The organism is Marinobacterium sp. xm-d-579 (assembly GCF_013282935.1).
Classification (GTDB): Bacteria; Pseudomonadota; Gammaproteobacteria; order Pseudomonadales; family Balneatricaceae; genus Marinobacterium_E.
The window spans coordinates 470,596-490,458 of the sequence record NZ_WBYP01000001.1 but is presented as its reverse complement, the minus strand read 5'-3'; the positions used below and the strand labels follow the sequence as shown (position 1 = coordinate 490,458).

General features: G+C 45.0%; 18 protein-coding genes. 11 read left to right on the top strand and 7 right to left on the bottom strand.

Annotated features, from left to right (window positions below; genetic code table 11):
* Positions 1 to 16: 16 nt before the first annotated feature.
* Positions 17 to 2,353 (top strand): penicillin-binding protein 1B, encoded by a 2,337-nt coding sequence (mrcB, locus tag XMD579_RS02575; protein ID WP_173505766.1) that lies wholly within the window; start codon positions 17 to 19, stop codon positions 2,351 to 2,353.
* Between the two features lie 62 nt (positions 2,354 to 2,415).
* Positions 2,416 to 3,000, top strand: a complete 585-nt coding sequence (locus tag XMD579_RS02570) for a type IV pilus biogenesis/stability protein PilW (protein ID WP_173489053.1) — start codon at positions 2,416 to 2,418, stop codon at positions 2,998 to 3,000.
* A gap of 42 nt (positions 3,001 to 3,042) precedes the next feature.
* Here the strand turns inward: XMD579_RS02570 and XMD579_RS02565 are convergent, their stop codons facing one another.
* The 6 genes from XMD579_RS02565 to XMD579_RS02540 form a co-directional block, all read right to left on the bottom strand.
* The gene (locus tag XMD579_RS02565) at positions 3,043 to 3,357 is read right to left on the bottom strand and encodes a type II toxin-antitoxin system RelE/ParE family toxin (protein ID WP_173494998.1); all 315 of its coding nucleotides are present in this window, start codon (positions 3,355 to 3,357) and stop codon (positions 3,043 to 3,045) included.
* Positions 3,345 to 3,602: a type II toxin-antitoxin system Phd/YefM family antitoxin gene (locus XMD579_RS02560; RefSeq protein WP_173480264.1), complete on the bottom strand. Its 258-nt coding sequence runs from the start codon at positions 3,600 to 3,602 to the stop codon at positions 3,345 to 3,347. The genes XMD579_RS02565 and XMD579_RS02560 overlap by 13 nt, the downstream gene beginning before the upstream one ends.
* A 117-nt stretch (positions 3,603 to 3,719) precedes the next feature.
* A complete protein-coding gene (locus XMD579_RS02555) occupies positions 3,720 to 7,466 on the bottom strand; it encodes a calcium-binding protein (protein ID WP_173505765.1) in 3,747 nt (1,248 codons plus the stop codon).
* Between the two features lie 283 nt (positions 7,467 to 7,749).
* A complete protein-coding gene (locus tag XMD579_RS02550; RefSeq protein WP_173483800.1) occupies positions 7,750 to 7,998 on the bottom strand; it encodes a hypothetical protein in 249 nt (82 codons plus the stop codon).
* On the bottom strand, positions 7,999 to 9,306 hold the full coding sequence (locus XMD579_RS02545) for an HlyD family type I secretion periplasmic adaptor subunit (protein ID WP_173505764.1): 1,308 nt from the start codon (positions 9,304 to 9,306) through the stop codon (positions 7,999 to 8,001).
* Complete coding sequence (locus XMD579_RS02540; RefSeq protein WP_371815167.1) at positions 9,303 to 11,456, bottom strand: type I secretion system permease/ATPase; 2,154 nt, start codon at positions 11,454 to 11,456, stop codon at positions 9,303 to 9,305. Before XMD579_RS02540 ends, XMD579_RS02545 begins: the two co-directional genes overlap by 4 nt.
* Before the next feature lie 1,080 nt (positions 11,457 to 12,536).
* Here XMD579_RS02540 and rfaH point away from each other — a divergent pair.
* Positions 12,537 to 13,016 carry a transcription/translation regulatory transformer protein RfaH gene (gene rfaH / locus XMD579_RS02535; RefSeq protein ID WP_173505763.1) on the top strand — a complete coding sequence of 160 codons (480 nt, stop codon included), beginning with the start codon at positions 12,537 to 12,539 and terminating at the stop codon, positions 13,014 to 13,016.
* On the opposite strand, the gene XMD579_RS02530 is transcribed toward rfaH, so the two are convergent.
* Positions 13,009 to 13,956 carry a tyrosine-type recombinase/integrase gene (locus XMD579_RS02530; RefSeq protein WP_173505762.1) on the bottom strand — a complete coding sequence of 316 codons (948 nt, stop codon included), beginning with the start codon at positions 13,954 to 13,956 and terminating at the stop codon, positions 13,009 to 13,011. The genes rfaH and XMD579_RS02530 overlap by 8 nt on opposite strands.
* 142 nt (positions 13,957 to 14,098) lie before the next feature.
* Between XMD579_RS02530 and XMD579_RS02525 the strand changes: the two genes are divergently transcribed.
* The 8 genes from XMD579_RS02525 (at position 14,099) to XMD579_RS02490 (ending at position 19,822) form a co-directional block, all read left to right on the top strand.
* On the top strand, positions 14,099 to 14,527 hold the full coding sequence (locus XMD579_RS02525) for a helix-turn-helix domain-containing protein (protein ID WP_173480272.1): 429 nt from the start codon (positions 14,099 to 14,101) through the stop codon (positions 14,525 to 14,527).
* Entirely contained in the window at positions 14,524 to 15,255 is a 732-nt protein-coding gene (locus XMD579_RS02520) for a nucleotidyl transferase AbiEii/AbiGii toxin family protein (RefSeq protein ID WP_173480273.1), read from the top strand. The genes XMD579_RS02525 and XMD579_RS02520 overlap by 4 nt, the downstream gene beginning before the upstream one ends.
* Before the next feature lie 172 nt (positions 15,256 to 15,427).
* Positions 15,428 to 15,760 carry a MarR family EPS-associated transcriptional regulator gene (locus XMD579_RS02515; RefSeq protein WP_173483803.1) on the top strand — a complete coding sequence of 111 codons (333 nt, stop codon included), beginning with the start codon at positions 15,428 to 15,430 and terminating at the stop codon, positions 15,758 to 15,760.
* A gap of 145 nt (positions 15,761 to 15,905) precedes the next feature.
* Complete coding sequence (locus tag XMD579_RS02510; protein ID WP_173480275.1) at positions 15,906 to 16,172, top strand: type II toxin-antitoxin system Phd/YefM family antitoxin; 267 nt, start codon at positions 15,906 to 15,908, stop codon at positions 16,170 to 16,172.
* Positions 16,169 to 16,486, top strand: coding sequence for a type II toxin-antitoxin system RelE/ParE family toxin (locus XMD579_RS02505; RefSeq protein ID WP_173480276.1), 318 nt, complete (start codon positions 16,169 to 16,171; stop codon positions 16,484 to 16,486). The genes XMD579_RS02510 and XMD579_RS02505 overlap by 4 nt, the downstream gene beginning before the upstream one ends.
* A 236-nt stretch (positions 16,487 to 16,722) precedes the next feature.
* On the top strand, positions 16,723 to 17,847 hold the full coding sequence (wecB, locus tag XMD579_RS02500; RefSeq protein WP_173505761.1) for a non-hydrolyzing UDP-N-acetylglucosamine 2-epimerase: 1,125 nt from the start codon (positions 16,723 to 16,725) through the stop codon (positions 17,845 to 17,847).
* A 38-nt stretch (positions 17,848 to 17,885) separates the two neighbouring features.
* Positions 17,886 to 19,073 carry a nucleotide sugar dehydrogenase gene (locus tag XMD579_RS02495; RefSeq protein ID WP_173505760.1) on the top strand — a complete coding sequence of 396 codons (1,188 nt, stop codon included), beginning with the start codon at positions 17,886 to 17,888 and terminating at the stop codon, positions 19,071 to 19,073.
* Positions 19,070 to 19,822, top strand: a complete 753-nt coding sequence (locus XMD579_RS02490; protein WP_173505759.1) for a glycosyltransferase family 25 protein — start codon at positions 19,070 to 19,072, stop codon at positions 19,820 to 19,822. The genes XMD579_RS02495 and XMD579_RS02490 overlap by 4 nt, the downstream gene beginning before the upstream one ends.
* The last annotated feature ends 41 nt before the right edge of the window (positions 19,823 to 19,863 follow it).

The window sequence follows — 19,863 nt, the reverse complement described above, 5'->3', positions numbered from 1 at the left end:
AGATTATACTGAGAAGATGACAAAAAAGAGACATCAATCTAAGCAAACCAAAGCAAAATCGAGCCGCAATTGGGCTAAATCGCTGTTTTGGTTTCTTTTTAAATTGGGTTTAGTCGCCACGGTTGTTGCTGCGGTGGGTCTGGTCTACCTCGATGCGCAGGTGCGTGAAAAGTTTGAAGGCAAACGCTGGTCGTTGCCGGCTAAGGTCTATGCACGCCCATTAGAACTCTACCCAGGCCAACGCTTGGACTCTGCTGCTTTGCAGCTTGAACTAAAAGCGCTGGGTTACAGTATTGGTAATCAGGTCAATCGCCCTGGCACAGCGCGAGTCAGTGCCAATCGAGCCGACATCTACACTCGTGGCTTTGATTTTCCTGAGGGCGCTGAACGATCAAAACGCGTCACCCTTAGCTTTCAGCAAGGCCAGATAGCCCGCCTGATGGATGCTAATAATCGCTCCATGACGCTGGCGCGTTTAGAGCCAGTGCTGATAGGGGGGATCTACCCCGGTGATAATGAAGATCGTGAACTGGTGCGTATTCAAGATGTGCCCAGTCTACTGCCCCAGGCCCTAGTTGCCGTTGAAGATCGGGCCTTTTACGATCATTTCGGCATCTCTTTGAAAGGCATTGCCCGTGCGATGTGGGTCAATCTTCGTGCGGGTCGATTTGTTCAGGGGGGGAGTACCCTTACTCAGCAGTTGATCAAGAACTTCTACCTGACCTCTGAGAGAACCCTCTCGCGTAAATTGCTTGAACTGCCGATGGCGGTTCTGTTGGATCTTCACTACGAGAAAGATGAAATTCTTGAGGCCTATCTTAATGAGGTTTATCTGGGACAGGATGGCGCGCGTGCGATCCACGGTTTTGGTCAAGGTAGCCTCTTCTACTTCGGCCGTCCCGCCGCTGAACTCGAGCTGCATCACATTGCATTGCTAGCTGGGTTGGTTAAAGGGCCTTCTTATTATGATCCTCGGCGTCACCCAGAGAGAGCTCTAAAACGCCGTGATCTGGTACTGAAACTGCTGTTGGATCAAGCGATGATCAGCCCCAATCAGTATCAACGTGCGATACAACAACCGCTTGATGTCATTAAACGAGGCACCCGTTTAAAAGGGGCTTACCCAGCCTACCTCGATGTGGTGAAACGTCAGCTTCGACAGGAGTATCGCGAAGAGGATTTGAATTCTGAGGGGATTCGTATTTTTACAGCACTGGATCCTTTAGTGCAGCAGAATGCGGCTTCTGCGTTAAGTGAACGTATCGCGTTGTTAGAAAAACAGTACGGCAAAAAAGCACAGCCTCTGCAGGGCGCAACGGTGGTTACCGATCCGCAAACAGGAGAGTTGTTAGCGGTTATTGGTGGACGTAATGCCCGATTTGCTGGATTTAACCGGGCCTTGGATGCTCGCCGCCCGATTGGTTCCTTAGTTAAACCGGCCACCTTCTTGGCCGCGTTAGAGAAGGGGTACACCCTAACGACACTGATCGAAGACAGCGCCTTTCAGATGCAGCAGCCGGACGGGTCGGTCTGGTCACCTGAGAACTTTGACGGCAAAGAGAAGGGTATGGTGCCCCTGTATGAGGCCATTTCGCGCTCCTACAATCTCTCCTCAGCACGTTTAGGTCTGGATATAGGAGTCGATTCGGTCATCGATATGTTGAAGCGACTAGGCGTTGATTCAGAGATCAAACCCTACCCATCGCTGCTATTGGGAGCGCTCAACTTGGCACCTATTGAAGTAGCGCAGGTCTATCAAACGCTAGCCGCGAATGGGTTTAGAATGCCGCTTCGCGCCATTCGTCGAGTGACCGATGCCTATGGGCAAGAGCTCTCTCGCTACCCCTTTAAGCTCAATCAAGTCGTTGATCCTAAACAGGTTCACTTGATTCATTACGCAATGCAATCAGTGGCTCGTGAGGGTACGGCTAGATCGCTCTACAGAACCTTGCCCGCCAACTTAAATGTGGCGGGTAAAACAGGGACATCTGATCAGCAGCGAGACAGTTGGTTTGCTGGATTTACCGGCAGCCGTTTAGCCGTTGTTTGGGTTGGCCGGGATGACAATGCGACCTTACCTTTTACTGGATCAGGCGGCGCATTAAAGGTGTGGACGGATCTGATGAAGAGAGAGCAGCCCGAACCCTATTTAGCTTTAAAACCTAGAGAGGTGGAGTACGTTTGGGTCGATGCATCTCAAAATGTTCAAACTGATCAGCAGTGTGAGGGGGCTCGTTCGGTTCCCTACATTCAGGGCACAGAACCGGTTCAACGTGTCAGCTGTGGTGGCAAACGCAAACCTGGGGAGGCGATTAAATCGCCATTAGACTGGTTCAAAGGTTGGTTTAATTAGATTTTCTGCAATCAACTGATTATTCTTAGTTCTTGTTAATCTTGATAACATCGAGCCGGTTCATGAATCTGTACCAATCTTTATCCATTACAGCTGTGCTGACCTTGCTGGTCGGTTGTGCGGGCCCAAGCCCTTACCTAACTCCGGTAGAGGAGCGCGATGTGTCGCCTCGCAATGCAAAGGTTGCACCCGGTGCGGTTGTTCCGGTGGAACCACGTGGTGATGTGAATGTTGCCCCCATCTACGATGTGCCGAACTTCGCACCAACTCAACCTTCACAACAACCCGTTCAAATTGCTCCCTCTGAGCCGCTCGCGATTGATGAAAGCTCCAACTCAGCAACAGTATCGTTGCTCGCTGAAGCAAAACAAGCCGCAGACAGAGGGGATCTGGCAGCTGCTGAATCCCAAGTTGAGCGCGCACTGCGTATCTCACCGCGCGATCCTCAGGTCTATTTGCATTTAGCGTCTATTAAACGCCGCCAGTTGAATCTGATTCAGGCAGAGCAGGTTGCGCTAAGAGGTGTTGCCGTTGCAACGGGACTTCCCGATTATCAGCGCAAACTCTGGCGTGAACTGGCGTTGATTCGCGAACAGGCAGGGGATGCAGCTGGCGCCGCTGCTGCACGCGCAGAAGCTACTCGATAAGTTGGAGCGGTCTTATTAAGGCCGCGATTTTATTTGAATGACTTATCGGTTATGAGTGTTAAGCCCTAGCATTAACCGCCTTAAATCGCGTTCTTGTCGTATCACCCTAATTACGAAGACATTTTCTTTCTCGATTCTGTAGACGATGCGTGAGGGTGGAGTGATCACTTCCCTGTAGTTTTGTAATGGAAGCTCAGGTAAGCGGCGACCTGATTCAGGATATTGTTCCAGTCGCCTGACGCTAGACAGTATTCTCTGCACTAACTGCTTTGCTGCGGCTCTGTCACTAATAGCAACATACTCTGCTAATTCTGAAAGGTCATCGATCGCTTTTTCTGTCCAGATTAGCTTAGCCATTTGTCCAACTTGGCTTCTACTTCAGCTTGAGTATGAACTTTGCCTTCAGCAACGTCTTTTTCACCAAGCGCAATCGCTTCAAGCAAAGCCAATCGGTTTTGCATGTACTCGTAATCTTCTACGTCTACTAGGTAGGCCGAAGGCTGTCCATGTTCTGTAATCAAGATAGGCTCCTTGTTGACGTGCAACTCACTAAGAATTTTAGTCGCGTGCCTTTTAAGGTTGGTTACTAACTCTGTTTTCATAGATAACCCCTGAGTTTTAAGTGATACAATTGTATCACTTTATCTAAATGGAATTCATCTCAGGGGTAACTTAAGGGGTCTGACCTTTCAGTCTGACCCCTTTATCGATGATCAAGATCACTCACTATGCCAAGCGGTTGCTAAGGTGTTGTTGAGAGTGTTTCTATCCTCCAGCGTCACCTCCTCTTCATCGAGTGCATCAAACTGGGCAATTGCATGAATGATGGCGTAGATATCAGCCATGTCAGCCCAGCCATCTTCAGTTTCTACCCTCTCAATGCCACTTTTATTAGCCGATTGAATTGTCACCTCCGTACTGGAATCACGGTCTTTTATCAGTAGCGAATCATTCAGCATCTCAAGTTGAAGACGCTCCCAGTTGATGCCTTCCAATACAAGCGTATCGCTCCCACTGCTATCGGCTATTTGGTCAGATCCATCATGCGCTCGAATAATGTAAGTATCATCCCCTTTTCCGCCTTCCAGCAGGTCATCCCCTTTACCGCCGGTTAACTGGTCATCGCCATTGCCGCCCATAAGCCTGTCTTGGCCACTGCCCCCAAAGAGATGATCCGTGCCGTTGTCGCCTGATAGCTTATCGTTTCCGGATCCACCATAAAGTTGATCCGACTCGTTGCCGCCAAACAGGTGGTCCGAACCGCTACCGCCATGCAGACGATCTTCTCCCTGATCACCAAATAGTTCGTCATCGCCGGAATCGCCATAGATGAGATCGTTGTTCTGATCTCCGTGGATAAGATCATCACCGCCACCTCCGGATATAGTATCGTCACCACCATGACCACTGATGACATCAGCAGAGGCTAAGCCTTGGATATGATCATCGCCGTTGCTGGTCGCAAGCGTCTGCTGGGCAATGTCCGATAGATTCATCTGTTCACCGTTACTGAACTCAATCAATTTGATGGTGTCGAGTGAGATAAGATCGCCATTAAAGAAGGATTTGACGGTAATTAGATCCCCCGGCTGCCCTGTTTCGATTAAGAGATCATCGTTGATCCGGCTGATATCAACTTGCTTTTTGCTAATAGTGGAATCAAACAACACCCTATCGATGGAGTCACGGTCGCGGTTGTTGATCACATCTTGACCGTGACCTCGGCTAAAGAGGTAGGTGTCTTTGCCTTTACCTCCTTGCAAAACGTCAGCCCCTTCACCACCTACTAACAGGTCACCTCCTTCACCTCCAGATAAGTGATCATCTCCACGGTTACCTATTAAATGGTCGTCACCACCGGCGCCCTCTAGGTATTCATTGGCATCGGCTCCCTGCAACCTATCATCCCCCTCAAGTCCATAGAGCCTATTGGAGTCTAGTGATTGGTAGAGGCTGTTAAGCTCAAAAATAGAGTGCTGTGTTGAACCCCCCTCCGCATTCACTAGTTCAATTGTTTCAATCAGATTGGGTGTGATAATACCTTTGTCATAGACCTGTTTGATGGTGATCTGATCTCCCGTCAATTGACCGTTTTGGTCTGAGAATTGGATCAGTAGATCCTCTCCAGAAGTTCCAATGCGTCGAAGAGTTAGCTGATCAGATTGCTCTATTCCAACGATGCGAATTGTGTCTCTGCCGGAATGTTCAATGTAGGTGTCTTGCCCATCCCCTTGAGTAAATAGGTAAAGATCATCCCCGGAACCACCGTAAAGTGTGTCATTACCTTGATTGCCTTGAAGTGTATCCGCCAGATCGGAACCGAATAAATAATCGTCGCTGTTGCCGCCTTTCGTCGAAAAGTGAGTGATCACTTCTGATAGATTAAGAGCTTTGCCATCATAAAAACGTAGGGTTTCAATGGTGCCCTCCTGAAGGCTGCCATCAAAGTCGAATACGTTTTCTAACCGAATAGCAGCGCCACTTTTTGCGCCATCTTCATTCAGCAGAAGAATATCGATGTGACTGATGCCTCGCTCAAACAGAAGGTTGCTGACTGAAATACCCTCGCCAAATAGAAGTACATCGTTTCCTTGGCTGTCATAGATTTGATCAGAGCCGTCTCCAATGCTGTAGTGGTAAATATCATTACCCACGCCGCCAAAGAGTTGGTCGTCGCCTAAACCACCGGTGATCAGATCATCATCATTTGAGCCCGTCAGGGTCTCAGAAGCATCTGTACCTGTGATCTGTGAATCAATAAGCCACGGGGCAAGAGCTGGGTTCTCTTTCAGATCATCCATTACATCGTCATAAGCGGGCGACAGATTCGATAGCTGCTGCACTGTTTTGAAGAGTAGATTGGCTTGTGACAGGTCGTTTTGATCGATAAGGCTTTGCAGATGGGCCTCGAAATCCGCGGTATCTGGAGCGAACTGACCGGTGCTTGAATCAAATTTAACCCCAATCAAATCAAAAGCCTCAGCATAGTGGGTTTGGGCGTTGAGCTGCCCTTCGACATAGTCGCTAAACGCTTTGAATTGTGCGATCAGAACCGGTGCCGCGCGGCCATGTGGGTTTGGGTCATGTTCGCCCCAGCACCAGGTACCGACATAGTCTTTAGCCGTTAACTCTTCTAACGCCTCAAGCTGTCGAGCATCCATGACGTGCCCATAAATGCGGCTTGGGTCGCGACTGTAGGGGTCGACGTCGGCTACCCCCGTCCACTGGTAGATGATCTCATTAACCAACGCAGATCGTGCAGCAGGGTCGGACTCTTGAATGAACTGGTCAACCATCGATTTGAGCTCTGTATTGTGTGTCATTACCTGTTGTAGGTTGGCCACATAACCCCAGCCCTTACTATCAGGGTAGTTGATTAGGTCATCAGCTGTTTGAGTGGAATCCTGATAGATGGATTGCGTTTCATCAGTTTGAAACCAGACATCGACCAGCTCATTGGAAGGGCTATTTGTATTTGCAAACGAGCTCGTTTGAATGAAGTGGTTGCCTTGTTGTTGCTGTGAATCTTCAGAGTAGTCCAGGTTGATCGATGTGATTCCGAGCTCTTCTAGAGTTTTCAGTTCAAACTCTTGAGTTTGTCCATCTAAATTGAGGTCTTGCCAGACTTTAAGCGCTTGGAAATCTCGATCAAACTCATCGATCACCCCATCGGAATTAGAGTCGTACTCTTTTAGAGCCTCAAACCCATTGGCGGCCGTTTCTCCGATAGATAGCTCGGTGTTATTACCAAACAGCTCCGTTCCGTCATCGATTTTGCCATTATTATTCAGGTCGATGGCCAACACGCCATCATCAGGTGATACCCATCCAGTTTTTTCAGCAAAACCATCGCCAGCGTGGTCGAAATAGACACCTTGATCAATACCAATAGTTTCGACTCCGTCTCCGTCCAGATCTAAAACGAGTGGTGAGGTGATCGACTCTGCATTGGCGAAACTGGGTGCCTCAACATATTGATCGTTCGCTGCAAACTCCCAATCGTTCCAGGTGAGTTCCACATCAGGCTGATGCAAAATCATGTCAAAGATAGGATCAAGAGCCCCTTGTTCAGCTAAGTGCTCTCCTAAATCAGTAGCTAATGGGTAACTGGTTAAAATAGAACCCAAAAGACGCGTCTGTGGAGTAGGGATTGCATACAGTATTGAGCCAAGTGTAGATATATAGTCTGATAAATTTGCTGTTCCTTCTTTGTGTTTATCTAATGTATCCGCTATGGAAGATGCAAAAGTTAAGCTGGCGAAATGGTGTTGTATAACCTTAAGAAGGGTGGATTTGTTGTTGTCTGGAATTGTATCTATCGTTGCGCCGATAAGGGCTATACCAGCCGCAGCAGCTTGTAGCGGTGTACTGTCCTTGCTCTCAAAAATACCTATAGCATCATCAAAACTTTTAATTGATTTAGCTAGCTCAAAAACATCCAGTAGTTCCTCGCGAAGATTGCTCATAGTAAAAGTCCTTTTTTACTTTGTTTAGTTTTTTATAAATTGTGTACTACTAGAAATACCCAGGTAGCCACTAAGATTTGTAGTAAGAAGAAAAGAATTTTCCCTAAAGTATTGATTCCAATTACCTTCCACTTAGTTAAGTAGATAGATATCAGCATCACAAAAAGGGTCATAAAAAACACCTTTGTATTGTGCTCTGGAGGTACAAAAAACATAGATATAAGGGTTATGACAAACGTTAGCTTCCATATCACAACATCTTTAACCGTTATGTTTTCTGTATTCATACCATCACCTTCAAAACACGCACCATCAATACAGGTATCAACAGGCCAATGAAAAATGGATTGGCGAAATCCACCCATCGTCCTACTTTGATTTTTTTATATTTGATGTAGCTACACAATCCGACAGCAGATGCTGTTGCGGCAGCGTAGAGGTTGAAGTTATCGGGTCTTATGAATACTAATAAGATCAGAAAACCCATAATGATTGAGGTGGTCCATTTCAGAATGGATAACAATTTTTTCATCTATCGCTCCTCTATTGAGTCTGTTTTCATTCTTAGTAACGGTGAAAGTAGATATTCGATGATCCTCCTTTTGCCTGTTTTTAATTCCGCGCTGACGCTCATCCCGGGTTGCAGGGGGTGGGAATTGCCGTCGATTTCTAAGGTTTCTGAGAAGAGTTTAAGTTCTGCAGGAAAGAGTAAAACGCCTTGTTCATTTTGATGTGCATCGGCGCCAAGGTGAACGATCTCAGCATCGATTACGCCGTATTTTGTGAACGAGAATGCATCCACTTTAATTTCGGCGCGTTGGCCTGTTTGTACAAAACCTACATCGCTGTTTTGCAACCAGGCTTCGACTCTTAATGATTGATTCAGTGGCACAAGATTCATTAGGGTCTCAGCGCTGGTAGCGATAGCGCCAACTGTAAATGCGTTGAGATCACTGACTATCCCGTCAATCGGTGCGCGAATGTTATGCTGCTCAATAAACCACTCTAATTGGGTGATATCGCCGTTAAGAACTCTGGCTGCCTCTTGCAGTCGAAGCAGCTCGTTCAACGTCTGCGCTTTGCTCTCTGCTTTAAATGCTTGGATCTGCTTTTGAATTGAAACGGCCTGGCTCAAGGTTGAAGCTACGTCCAGTTGTAAAGCCCTTAGGCTACCCTCCACTTCAATAAGCCGTTGGCGTTGGGTAAGAAGAGCACTCTTTGATGCAGCACCGTTGTTAACCAATGACTCAATCGCTTCTGTCTCTGCCTCTACAATTGAGTAGAGCTGTGACATTGAATCAAGTTGCGTTTTAGCCTGTGAATGACTCAATTCTGAGCTGCGCAGTTGCGCGTTTAACTGTTCAAGTTTCTTGTTATAGCTCTCTATCTGTTCTGAAAAGAGCGCCTGTTGAGGGTTAGAGGATGACAGCAGCTTGACGTTGCCTTTCTCTAAATACTCAGCAAAGAGCCGGGTGCGTTCTATCTCGTGTTGCTTAAACTTCTGTTGCTCCAGTTTCTGCTGGAGTTGATTAAAAGGTTCTGTGGCATCCAGTTCAATTAGGGTTTCACCGGCATGAACCGCATCACCATTGGTGATGTTGATCGAATCGATTTTCCCTGTGATAGACGATTGAACTCGTTTTGTTTGTCCGGTTGGTATGACTTTTCCAGATGCCCTTGCCACAATGTCTACCTCACCAATAGACGCCCAGGTGAGGCCTGACATCATCAGCAGGGCGATTAAGTAGGCAGTTACCCTCGGCCATTTCTTGGGTGGTCGCTCTTGAATCATTAGCGCACCAGGTAAAAAATCGTGCAGCTCTTTTGATGTCAGCCTCATGCGATGGCCTCCTTAAATTCTGATGGTTGATCGGCCGATTGAAGACGAAACATTTCGGCGTAGCGACCGTTTAATCTCAACAGCTCTTGATGGGTGCCAGACTCAGCTAACTCGCCTTGATCAAGTACAATAATTCGATCGCAGTGTCTTACTGTGTTCAGGCGGTGCGAGACGGTGATGACGGTGCGCCCTTTGCAGATCAAGTGCATCTGCTGACGGATTTTCTCTTCTGAAATGTAATCGAGCGCGCTCGTTGCCTCGTCAAAGATCAGAATTTTAGGGTTGCTGATCAGGGCTCTCGCTATCGCGATTCGCTGGCGCTGCCCCCCTGAGAGGTTGCTGCCACGCTCACCCACCAAGGTGTCATAAGCGGCTGGAAGCTCAGTGATAAACGCGTGTGCACCGGCCAGTTTGGCGGCTTTGACAATGGTTTCCAGTGATTCGCCGGGTGTGCGTATTGCAATGTTGTCGCGCACACTTTTATTGAATAAAAAACTCTCTTGTGGAACGACGCTGATATTGGATCTAAGCCAATCGGTATTGACCTGTGCTAAATCGATACCATCAATGAGCACCTTTCCTAAGTTGGGTAGGTAAGTTCGTTGAATCAGCTTGGTCAGTGTGCTTTTGCCAGAACCTGAAGCGCCGACAATACCAATCGATTCGCCGGCTTTGATCTCAATGTTGATCCTATTCAGAACCGTGGGGCTATTCAGACTGTAGCGAAAACTGACGTGTTGAAAGGCAATGGAGCCTTGCAAGCTAGGGAGAGACGCTTGACTTGTCTGAGCGTCAGACTCAGAGGGCGTATTGAGTATATCGCCGAGACGTTTCAAGGATATACCCGCTTGTTGGACGTCTTGCCAGAGTTGAACCAGTTTCAAAATGGGTGCACTGACTCGACCCGCGATCATATTAAATGCGATCAATTCACCGATGGTTAACTGATTGTCCATGACCAGAAGGGCACCAAACCAGATAATTAACACCGTGGTGAACTTGCTAATAAACTGAGCAATTTGAGTCGCGATATTACCGAGGTTTTTAGCTTTGAAGCCGATGCTGGTCGCTTGGGCAATCTGCTTTTCCCAGCGTTGCTGCATCTTTGGCTCAAGCGCCATTGATTTAACGGTATCGATGCCCGTGATCGATTCAACCAGAAACGCTTGGTTTTCGGCACTGCGTTTGAAACTCTCATTTAAGCGATGGCGCAAAGTGGGTGTGATGAGTATAGATAACAGCAAGTAGCACGGAAGTGACCCAAGAACGATCCACGTGAGCGTAGGGCTAAACATCCAAAGCACAGCGATGAAGAGCAGAAGAAAGCTAAGATCAATCATCAGGGTCAATGCACCCCCAGTGATGAACTCCCTTAGTGTGTCTAGCTCTTTGATTCTCGCCACGGTATGCCCTACTTGGCGTGAATCGAAATAGGCTGCAGGTAAGCGCATGACATGGTTAAAAAGCTTAGCGCCAAGCTCCACGTCAATTCTGCTGGTGGTATGAACCATCAGGTAGTTGCGAACGATGCCCATCACCAATTCAAACATCAGCAGTGCAGCAAATCCGATGGCCAGAATATCCAGCGTAGTGAAGCCTCTATGCACCAGCACTTTGTCCATAACGATTTGAAAGAAAAAGGGCGTGGCTAGGGCAAATAGCTGAAGGAATACAGAAATTATGATGGCTTCGGTAAAAATCCCTTTGTGTTTAATCAGGGAAGGGATAAACCATTTCAGATCAAATCGGCGATCATGACCTAGGGTTTCTCGCTCTTTAATGAAAATAATTCTGTTATCCCAGAGCTGATCAAACTCTGCCAAATTGAGTTTTCTGGGTGTGGTCTCGCCGGGCTTGATGACTAAGCAGAACCAATCCTGCCCATTTTGATTAACGCGAAGAAGGGTGAGGTATTGCCCATCGGACATAGGTGCTGCAACGGGCATAAATTCATTGTGTAAGTCACTGATTTTACAGTTTCTTATCCCTGCTTTTAGGTTAAGTGAGTTTAGCGCTCTTATGAAATCCGTTTCTGTCAGTGTGGATTTGGATGTTTGCCATTGATGGCGCAACTGCTCTGTATCGCAAGCTTTATGTCTAAGCTTGGCTAATGTCGTAATGCTGTATATGGCTGATTCAAATGAATTCACAATAACTATCCCTCCGTGGACACCTCATTAAGGTTTAGCAGAGGATTTGAAAATGTGCGTAATTTTTTTGTTTTTTATTCCACTAGTTAGTCTTAGATTTGCGATGGCCATCATTTTTTAGAAAAAAACGACAAATTTTTTTAGTTTTTTAAAATCTACCTGAAAGTCAATATCCATAGGGGTTTGAGAGAGATGTTGCTCTGGGTTTTTGTTAAAAAATCGAACTTTTTTAAACTTTTTTTCATTTTTTATTACGCAAAAATTTAAATCTTGTTCTATACCTATATACATCCCCGACGGAATGGGGATAACGAGAGAGATCTCGAATCGGTTTTCCACCTAACCAATCCATCCAGCATAGTGGATTAGTTAGTGAGCTCCCCCTTCGCTCCTGAGAGCTGATTGAAATCGACATGTTGATCGATCAAGGATGATCCGATGCATGCAAATACCCAAAGGGATTTGGGTTTGGAGAGGGATCTTCGGCAATTGCCAAAATCTGATGCGCCGCGAAAAGAGGGAGTTTTTCAATGCGCATCAACCATATATTTAACCGTGTTATGAGGGCGGTTAAGGGTGCCGCAGGATGGGCACAGCAGGGAGGGATCCCTGAACGATAGACTCTGACTCTGTAGTGTTCCCTAGCAGGCACTACAGTTTTACAGGAATGAGTCCCTTCGATTGAGTCTGTCGTTTAATGTCCAGTGATGTGATCGGCAAAGGATGGCAATGATGCATTACACTCAAACCTCAACGGAGTGAGGTTTGGAGAGGGATCTCAAGTTTCGACTAAAATCTGTTGCGTGGCGAGAAGAGGGAATTTTTCAAAGCGCACCCTATTTTTGATTTAGTTACCTAGGTAGCTAAAGGAGCCAACGGAGTGGCTCGTATGGGAGTGATCCCAGTAAAGTGAACTGCAATGGATTGCTGTGAGCTTTACAAACACTTCAAAGGATTGAAGTGATGAGAGGGATCTCAGGCAAATGCCAAAAATCTTACGCGCCGCGAGAAGATGGAATTTCTCAAGGCGCGTTCTTTTTTGTTTATAATGCTTTTAAGAATAGTTCTTGAGACAAAGTCATGTATAACTGGTTCGTTATTCAATCAAAGCCTGGTCAACTGTTTAAAGCCCAATTTGAGCTTGAACAGCAAGGTTTTGAAACCTACCTGCCGCTGCTTAAAACTGAGCAAATCAAACAAGGAAAGCGAACTGAAATAGAGACACCGCTTTTTCCAGGTTATCTATTCATTTACCTCTCCAAAGAAGAGAGTAATTGGCGCCCTATTCGATCAACACGCGGAGTGGCTAAGCTGATTAGCTTTGGAAATGAACCGGCTATCGTGCCAACAGCTGCCGTCAATGCCATTCGAGCTCAGTTAAGGCACATCGATTCTGAAAAGCAGTTCACCAAAGACGATAAGGTTTCTATCAATGATGGGCCATTCAAAGACCTGCAAGCAGTGTTTTTAGAATACGACGGTGAACAAAGAGCGTTTGTCTTGCTCGAGTTATTGGGGCGTTGGCAGAAGATGTCCGTAGAGCTGTCGGCTCTTAGTTAGAGGCCGTAACCTCCCAAATCGGCGTACACTCCTCAATTTGAAGTTCGGCTGGGTTTACGTTATCGACCCAACTTTGCAGATACCTTAATGTGGTTGTCTCTTTTCGCCATCCGCCACGCAGCATAATCTTCTCTAACGGCACGCCTGCATTCAACATATCCAGAGCAGCGCCTACTCGAAACGAGTGGCCGCTTAAGTGTGGCAGATCTCTACGCCTAGCCCTATATTGCAGATCGACCAGAATAATATTAATGGATGCCGGGTTGAGTTTGTCACCCAAGGTTTTGTTGTCTTTGCGGATGGATCGCAGAATACGCCCCTCTGTAGCACCGATTCGACGCTTCCATTTATTTATCTTGGTTGCTAGTAGATCGCTTATAGGGATGAGTTTGCCATCGCCCAACTGATCGGTTTTAGAGCGTTTAAGGTTTAACGCAAAGTGACCGTTTGGAAGTGTCTTTAAGTCCTCGAAACAGAATGAACAGATCTCTGAGGAGCGGCGCATGGTCTCATAACCGATTCTAAGCAGAAGTTCATTGCGCCGACCGGCTAGAGAGGAGTCACATTTTTTTAAAAGTTGCTCTAAAAGATCGAGTGTCAGCGGGTGCGCCTGTTTCTGCTGCCTACCGATTTTTCGATGCATCTTTTTCAGAGCAATTTTAACTTCTGGTGTTTTGGTAGGACTACCAAAGCCAGAGAAAAAGCAGATGGATCCCAACGTGTCTATACGGCGTCGAATCGTTGCACTCTTCTGACGTTCGGACATATCGGCGATGTAGGCTGCTAGATCTGAAGCTTTAGGGGGTAGAGGATCTAAACTATTGGATATTGCCCAGTTAGCAAAGTGCTTAAAGTCACTGCGATACGCTTTGAGGGTGTTTTCAGCAAAGGCACCATCGAGTTGTGCCATCAAATCATCTAAAAATTGTTTTACGTCCATCACTTACCTCCCTGTATCGTGATGTTTTAAGTGTAGACGCAAAGTGTGGATACTGTTTTAAAAAGTTCATAGATAAAAATGTATCAAAAATTTATCAAAAACACTATATTGTAAAAAATATGAAACAAAAATGGTGTTTTAAGTGGACGCTGAAAATATTGGGATAGCAATAAAGCAAGAACGAAAACGCTTGAACGTAACCGCTGAAGCATTGTCAGGTGCTTCGGGTATTTCAAGAGTTACATTGCATCGAATTGAGAAAGGTGAGGGAGCATCAAGCTTGAATAGCTATCTCGCTGTAGTCGATGCGTTAAATCTTGAGCTAACGTTAGCCGAGAAAGTAAAAGAGGGGTCTCGCCAGCTCAATCCAGATGACTTTATCCCTGTCATCATTCGACTTAAAGACTATCCAGAACTTAAAAAGCTCTCTTGGCATATAACGGGTAGAGACTACCTAAAACCTTTCGAAGCACATGCCATTTACGAAAGGAACTCCCGTCACTTTGATGAAAATGAAATGGCAGAATCAGAAAAGTTATTGATGGCAAATTTAAATAGAGCGTTTTCATGAAGACTTGCGATTACAATTTTAAAAGACCCCACCATCAACTTATTGCTAAGGTGCTTGAGGCGATTAATACAGATCTCTTTGATATGAGTGAGTGCTTTTTTGGTGGAGGAACGGCAATCGCCCTTGCTTATGGGGAATACCGAGAATCTATTGATATAGATTTTGTGGTCTCTAGCAAGGAAGGTTATCGCGCATTGCGAGAGGTAGCGAAAGGACACCAAGTGGGATTGGGTCTGTTTAAAGAGCACCAAGAAGGGTTAGCTATAGATCGAATGCGAATGGATCAGTATGGAATACGTATGGTGGTGAGTATTAACGAAAGTGCATTGATAAAATTTGAAATAGTGAATGAGGGTAGAGTAGAGATTCAAAAGCCTGGTGTAGTCTCGAGGATATGTGGAGTATCCATATTGAGTAGGCTTGATATGGCGACTACAAAATTACTTGCTAATTCAGATCGTTGGGCGGATCGCGCGGTTTATTCTAGGGATATTATTGATTTATCGATGTTGGGACTATCAAAGAAAGAGCTTGGTCAGGCCATCTCCAAAGCTGAAACAGCCTATGGATCCTCAATTATGCAAGATTTGAAAAAGTCACTTACCTACCTAACTGAAACACCGAAACGACTCGATCAATGTATGGAGGCAATGAGTATCGATCTCCCTAGAGCTGTGCTGTGGCAAAAATTGAAAAAGTTAGAGCGAGATTCCGCTAATTGTTTGTAACATCTTATAGGTAATTCGGTTCCTGAGTGCCTTATTAAAGTCTGCATATTAGATCGATATAACTAACAATGCTTTGTAAAGGTATTGCAACATTGTTAGTCTATGTTCATAGATTGAACGAACGTTTTAAATGTAACCGCACTGTGGCAAGCAGGGGCGGTAGCGTGCCTAAATGACCCAAAACAGCGATACCCTTGAATACGATTACCGGGTTCTTCAGTTAATAGAAGAGCGCCCAGATATTTCACAGCGCGAACTGGCTTCGCAGCTGGGGGTGAGTGTGGGTAAAACCAACTACGTATTGTCTGCACTCATAGAGCGTGGCCTGGTTAAAGCGGAAAACTTCAAGCGTTCAAATAACAAATCCGGTTACTTGTACCTTCTGACTCCCAAAGGCATTTCAGATAAAGGGGTTATTACTGCGCGATTCTTAAAACGGAAGGTGGAAGAGTACGAGCGTTTAAAGGCTGAAATAGCGGACATTCAATCAAGAATCGAAGAGTGAGTGTTGAGAACTAAAAATCAAAATTGGGTACGAGGTGTTGCTTTAGAGTGGTTTTTCCCTGGGCAAAACCATGAGATGCACATTCGACAAAACATCGCTTTCGCATCTATAATGACGCATATTAAGTGTTTATATGGTGTCTATTATGGATATAACTAAAGATATTCGACCGCTAACTGAATTTAAGCGAGATACGGCTAACTTTGTAAGTCATTTAAAAGATAGCGGTCGACCTTCCATCTTAACCGTGAATGGAAAGCCTGCCCTTGTGGTTATGGATGCAGATGCTTGGCAAGAAGCACAGGATCAACTTGAATACGCGCAAAGTGTGGCAGGAATTCGTAAAGGCCTATCTCAAGCCCTAGATGGTGACGGACTTGAGGCGAGTGACTTTTTTGCGACGTTAAAATGAAGCATTACGCTGTCGTTATTACGCCATTTGCTGGGGAAAACATTCTTGAGGCTTTCAGGTGGTATCAGCTTGAAAATCCTGTTTATGCCGCGAAATGGAAAAGTGGCCTTGAGGAAAAAATTCTAAGCCTGGAGATATTTCCTGAATCGCATCCTTTGGCGCCTGAAAACTCCGAGTTCGAAGAAGAAATCCGACAATTACTGTATGGAAAAGCAAGCCGTTGGAGAGTTCTTTTTACTGTTATAAATTCCAAGGTTTACGTTCTCCATGTGCGACATGGTCAAAGAGATTATTGGCGACCTAGTGTTAGATAGTTTTAACCGATTGGTTGAAAAGTTTTGTCGCTAAGCCCCTAATGAGTGCGCGATACGTGGCCCTTATCGCTATCTAAAGTAGATTAAAATAGAAAGGTTTAGTGTTTTTAAATTTCAAGGTTACCTCAAGGATATTTGGGTTGTCTCCAAGAAGTGTCATTCTGTTCACTGTTTTTTGAAATTTTTATGATCTGGCTCGCAGAGTGAAAAGATTTAAGTAAGAGAGTTTTGGTAACATGAAAAAAGTTCTAACCGTATTTGGTACACGTCCCGAAGCTATCAAGATGGCACCGCTTATCCACGCTCTGTCTGAAGATAACCGGTTTGAATCGCGTGTCTGCGTGACCGCTCAGCACCGTGAAATGCTCGATCAAGTACTGGGGCTGTTCGAGATCGCTCCAGAATACGATCTGAACCTGATGAAGCCTGGCCAGACACTGAGTGATGTTACATCTGCGATTTTGAAGGGCATGGAGAGCGTGCTGGATGACTTTAAACCAGATGTAGTGCTTGTACACGGTGATACCGCGACAACATTCGCTACAGCGTTGGCGGCCTACTACAAGCAGATACCCGTCGGTCATGTTGAGGCAGGTTTGCGCACCGGAAATATCTACTCCCCCTGGCCGGAAGAGGGCAATCGCAAGTTAACGGGAGCGTTGGCGCGGTATCATTTTTCACCCACGGATACGTCGCGTCAGAATCTGCTGAACGAGAATGTGGATCCATCAACCATAGCAGTGACCGGAAATACCGTTATAGATGCACTGCTGTGGGTGAAAGAGAAGCTCGATGCTGACTCGGCGATGCAGGCGGAGTTGGCTGCTCTATTTCCGATGTTAGATGCTGAGAAAAAGCTTATTCTTGTAACAGGTCATCGAAGAGAGAGCTTCGGTGGCGGGTTCGAGCGTATTTGTGAAGCCTTACGACAAATTGCGAGTAAGCACCCAGAGGCGCAGATCATCTATCCTGTTCACCTCAATCCAAATGTGCAGGAGCCGGTTAATAGGTTGTTAAGTGACGGTGACAATGTGCATTTGATACCGCCGCAGGATTATCTTCCATTTGTGTACCTTATGACCAAGAGTCATCTGATTCTGACGGACTCGGGTGGTATTCAAGAAGAAGCACCATCGCTCGGAAAACCTGTGTTAGTAATGAGGGATACGACCGAACGACCAGAAGCAGTTCAAGCAGGAACCGTAAAACTGGTGGGCACTAATGTGAGCTTGATCGTAAATGAGGTGGAACGCCTGCTGAATGACGTAAGTGAATATTCTGTGATGTCCCGCGCCCACAACCCGTATGGCGATGGTTCAGCTTGCAAGTCAATTATAAAGGTATTGGCAACGGGTTTGTAAAAAATAAAATATTTAATTTGTAGAAGGCTAAAGGTCTTATGAAAAAACTCAATATAGTAGTGATAGGTCTAGGATATGTTGGACTGCCGCTGGCTAGTCATCTTGCACTAGCTGGCCATCGAGTGAAAGGATTCGATATCGATGGCACAAAACTACAGAAGCTCAGTAAGCGAATCAATATCGATAATATCCTTACGAAGGATGAAGTATTCGGACTAGAAAAAATTGATTTTATCGATGACTTAAACGAATCCTTTCAAGAAGCAACTGTATATATTGTTACAGTTCCGACACCGATCGATGAAAGCAGAATTCCAGATATGCAACCGCTGTTTGGCGCATCCGAAGCGCTAGGAAAAGTAATTCAGAAAGACGATATTGTTATTTATGAATCAACTGTGTTTCCAGGTGCTACAAGAAATTACTGCATTCCGAAAATAATTGAAAATAGTGCCCCGCGTGGAATAATGGAGATTAGATTTGGTTATTCTCCTGAACGAGTTAACCCAGGGGATCATGATCGTACTTTGGATAAAATAATAAAGATTGTGTCTGGGAGCGATCCTGAAACGACGATTAAAATAAAAACGCTTTATGAAAGCATTATATCCGCTGGAGTATTTGTTACCTCAACCATTGAAGAAGCAGAGGCCGCGAAAATAACGGAAAACATTCAACGTGATGTCAATATAGCACTTGTAAACGAACTAGATACTATTTTTAAAGAACTTGAAATCAACACTTTAAATGTGATTGAAGCAGCTTCGACAAAATGGAACTTTATGAAGGTTTTTCCGGGATTAGTCGGAGGCCATTGCATAGGGGTAGACCCATATTACATGATACACATTGCAAAAAAATTGAATGTGCCGCCGGCGCTAATCGAAAATGCTAGGCAAGTAAACGAAAGCTATCTTAATTTTGTTCTGAATGGCTTCTATAAATGGATCATAAAAAAGGAAATCAATATTTCGGATGAACGAGTTATGTTTTTTGGAATAACCTTTAAACCTGATTGCGCCGATACAAGAAACTCAAAAAATTTAGAAGCCTATCATAGCCTAAAAAAAATCATACCGAATTTGACATGTTACGATCCATATTTAAGCAATACAATATCTGTTATTCCCACGATAATTATAATAGGCGCAAAACATAAAGAGTTAGGTGAAGCTAACGATTATTTCAAAGATGAAACTGTAAAAAAATACAGCTTAACGCTATGATAAAAGTACTAAGCCAAGCATATTCCGTTCGTCGAAATAAAGTACTAGAAAAGCTAAATTGTTTAGGAGACTTGGACTGGGATTTCTTCGATGCAATAGATGTAAATGGAATCCATAACTTTGACGATCATACTTCGCAGAAGCGCTACGAAAGGCAAGTATCAAACCCCGAGAAAAGTTGTGCTGTCTCACACTTTAAAATCATTACTGATGAGAAAACAAATCTTGTATTTGAAGATGACTTTAAGTTGTTAGTTAAAGTAAATTTTAAAGAAATAGTTGATCAGTTGAACAATTTGAATCACCCGGCAGTGCTGATCTTGGGTCATTCGAGAACATCGCCTAGGGATTTCTGGCTTCAAAAATTAAAACAACCACTAATCAACAAACATTTTCTAGCAAATCGTGTTGTTGGCGAAAACTATAAAATAAACTTCTATGGAGCTGTGGGGTACGCGTTTAATGATGAATTTAAATGCACGATGCGTTTAGTAGAGTCAGTTTCTTGGGTGGCGGATGATTGGAACACAATAAAGGAAATAAGCAAATGCCGGATCTATCATCTTTGGGACAAAATCATTGTAGAAGACATCGATGAAACTTATCACAGTAGCTTAGAAAACAAAGTTCATTTTCGTCATGATTCAAGAAAAAAAATAATCTCGAATATTTTCAAGGCGCTGAGAGCTCAGCTAATATACATATTAAATCAAAAGTACTTTTCCTATGATTCTAATCATACACAATGAGGGAGACCTTTATAATCTTGATGATTGTAGCGGAACCGGAT

Excerpts from the sequence above, each read along its gene's own strand:
- rfaH (WP_173505763.1), top strand. The coding sequence starts at position 12,537 with ATGTATAACTGGTTCGTTATTCAATCAAAGCCTGGTCAACTGTTTAAA.
- XMD579_RS02550 (WP_173483800.1), bottom strand. The coding sequence starts at position 7,998 with ATGAAAAAATTGTTATCCATTCTGAAATGGACCACCTCAATCATTATG.
- XMD579_RS02530 (WP_173505762.1), bottom strand. The coding sequence starts at position 13,956 with ATGGACGTAAAACAATTTTTAGATGATTTGATGGCACAACTCGATGGT.
- XMD579_RS02490 (WP_173505759.1), top strand. The coding sequence starts at position 19,070 with ATGATAAAAGTACTAAGCCAAGCATATTCCGTTCGTCGAAATAAAGTA.
- XMD579_RS02495 (WP_173505760.1), top strand. The coding sequence starts at position 17,886 with ATGAAAAAACTCAATATAGTAGTGATAGGTCTAGGATATGTTGGACTG.
- XMD579_RS02555 (WP_173505765.1), bottom strand. The coding sequence starts at position 7,466 with ATGAGCAATCTTCGCGAGGAACTACTGGATGTTTTTGAGCTAGCTAAA.
- mrcB (WP_173505766.1), top strand. The coding sequence starts at position 17 with ATGACAAAAAAGAGACATCAATCTAAGCAAACCAAAGCAAAATCGAGC.
- wecB (WP_173505761.1), top strand. The coding sequence starts at position 16,723 with ATGAAAAAAGTTCTAACCGTATTTGGTACACGTCCCGAAGCTATCAAG.
- XMD579_RS02505 (WP_173480276.1), top strand. The coding sequence starts at position 16,169 with ATGAAGCATTACGCTGTCGTTATTACGCCATTTGCTGGGGAAAACATT.
- XMD579_RS02560 (WP_173480264.1), bottom strand. The coding sequence starts at position 3,602 with ATGAAAACAGAGTTAGTAACCAACCTTAAAAGGCACGCGACTAAAATT.
- XMD579_RS02545 (WP_173505764.1), bottom strand. The coding sequence starts at position 9,306 with ATGAGGCTGACATCAAAAGAGCTGCACGATTTTTTACCTGGTGCGCTA.
- XMD579_RS02570 (WP_173489053.1), top strand. The coding sequence starts at position 2,416 with ATGAATCTGTACCAATCTTTATCCATTACAGCTGTGCTGACCTTGCTG.
- XMD579_RS02565 (WP_173494998.1), bottom strand. The coding sequence starts at position 3,357 with ATGGCTAAGCTAATCTGGACAGAAAAAGCGATCGATGACCTTTCAGAA.
- XMD579_RS02510 (WP_173480275.1), top strand. The coding sequence starts at position 15,906 with ATGGATATAACTAAAGATATTCGACCGCTAACTGAATTTAAGCGAGAT.
- XMD579_RS02520 (WP_173480273.1), top strand. The coding sequence starts at position 14,524 with ATGAAGACTTGCGATTACAATTTTAAAAGACCCCACCATCAACTTATT.
- XMD579_RS02515 (WP_173483803.1), top strand. The coding sequence starts at position 15,428 with ATGACCCAAAACAGCGATACCCTTGAATACGATTACCGGGTTCTTCAG.